Genomic DNA, 1,884 nt, shown 5'->3' with positions numbered 1-1,884 from the left:
TTCTCAAGGGAATCAAGCCGGTTTGGAAGCAGGGGGGTCTGCCATCATCACCGTTGATCCTGATCAGCCCAGGGAGGCAGAAGATCAGGAAACCCCCTGGAAGAACTCCTAGCTGCGATCGCGGTAGAGCAACCACCCACGAAAAACTTAGCACTAGCCAGATATCCGGCTGCTGACTGGATTACGAAACAGGTAATAGTCAGGACAAAACTAACTCCATCTTTGCCCCTTGGGGAAGAATGATGGATCCAAACTAGGACTTGGATAACTTCTTTTTAAAGACATCCGAGTTGAACTTAGCAGCGATTAGTTGAGGGCTGTTGGACCCCAGAAGGTATGGCAAAATGGTGATGGCTTCTTCTGGTTGCCATGGGTCTACTCCTATGCGCTTCAATAAGGTCTTGACCTGTTCAGACACCATGGCACTTCCAGACCAGGGTGCCCAATTGATGCTCAAAGCAGGTAATCCTAGGGCTTGACGATGATGTGCGATCGCATTCAGGAAAGCATTAGCAGCAGCGTAATCAGCTTTTCCCTGACAGCCCCACAGGGAGGCAATCGAGGAGAAGCAGACGAAAAAGTCTAGGTTCATCTCTTGGGTAAGTTGATGGAGCAGCCATGCCCCCATTACTTTAGGTTGCAGGGTAGCCTGAAATACATTCAGGTCCATCCCTTGTATCTCCTGATAATTTTCAATCCCGGCAGCATGGATAACACCTTTGAGGGGAATCTGAGTATTACGCAAGTGTTCAAATACCTCAGACATCTCATCCTGATTACTGACATCAGCCTGAGCCACAATCACCTTGGCTCCCATGGCTTTGAGTTCTTGAACCGCGTTAACCCGTTTCCAAGACTCACTGTCTTGGGGTAAGCTTGCCCACTGATCTGATGGTGGAAGTTCTCGGCGTCCTAGTAGCACTAGGTTTTTTGCCCCTTGTTCAACCATCCACCGGGCAACCTGGAGTCCTAAACTGCCCAAGCCACCAGTAATCAGGTAGATACCATCAGCCTGTAGAGTTAAAGATTCGGTTTGAGTGGGTTTGCTAGATACCAGGCGAGCCACATAGCGTTTTCCCTGGCGGAATGCTACATGGTCTTCCCCGTCTCCGTGCCAAATTTCTGAGAACAGAGCCATGGCCTGTTGCGTAGCACCCTTATGATCAGAATTATCAGAATTATCAGAATTATCAGATATAGATGGGTCTAAATCCAGTAGCCCTCCCCAAATTTCAGAGTGTTCTAGGCCAATTACTCGTCCCATGCCCCACAAAGAGGCTTGAGCCAGTGCTACCGGAGCAGGGTTGGCTTCCACTGCTTGGCTGCCAGAGGTTACTAACCACAATTTCGGTAAGGTTGAACTACCAGTATTGACCAGTGCCTGAACTAGTCCCTGAACTAGGTGCAGTACGCTTCCACAACTCAATACGTGAGACTCTTCGAGAGAGGATGGTGTGAGTGCTTCAGACTGTTCAGTCTCTAGACTCCACAGATGAATTACTCCATGACAGGGCAATGGATTATTTCCAAGAATTTCCTGGAACAGCCGCTTAAAATGATTGGGATCAGCAGGGTTGATGGTTCCAAGTCCTCCTGGTAGGCTTTGGTCAACTTCACCTGGATAAATCAGGCAACAGCTGTGACCATGCGATCGCAAATTTTCTGCTAATGCCTGTCCTACGCCACCGTAATCCGCAAAGATCACCCATTGACCAGGCTCAGTTGCTTCAGTGGCCTGAGTTTCTGCTTCGGGTGTAGCAAGGCAATAGGCATGCTAGCAATAGGCAAAAGTTTACTAAAACAGCTTTTGAGCTTGTATCAATGTCAAACACCTTAATGGGTAGTGCTATAAGGGATAGATTAATAGATGGGAGTGTCGGGAGT

The 1,884-nt window shown here is 48.5% G+C and carries 1 pseudogene; it reads right to left on the bottom strand.

From position 1 onward, the window contains the following. Positions 1–253: 253 nt before the first annotated feature. A pseudogene (locus F6K20_RS36585) lies at positions 254–1,726 on the bottom strand (SDR family oxidoreductase); the annotation flags it as partial. Positions 1,727–1,884 lie beyond the last annotated feature (158 nt).

The sequence above is a fragment of the Moorena sp. SIO2C4 genome, from assembly GCF_010672485.1.
In the GTDB taxonomy this organism is placed as follows: Bacteria; Cyanobacteriota; Cyanobacteriia; order Cyanobacteriales; family Coleofasciculaceae; genus Moorena; species Moorena producens.
This window is presented reverse-complemented; position numbering and strand designations above follow the sequence as displayed.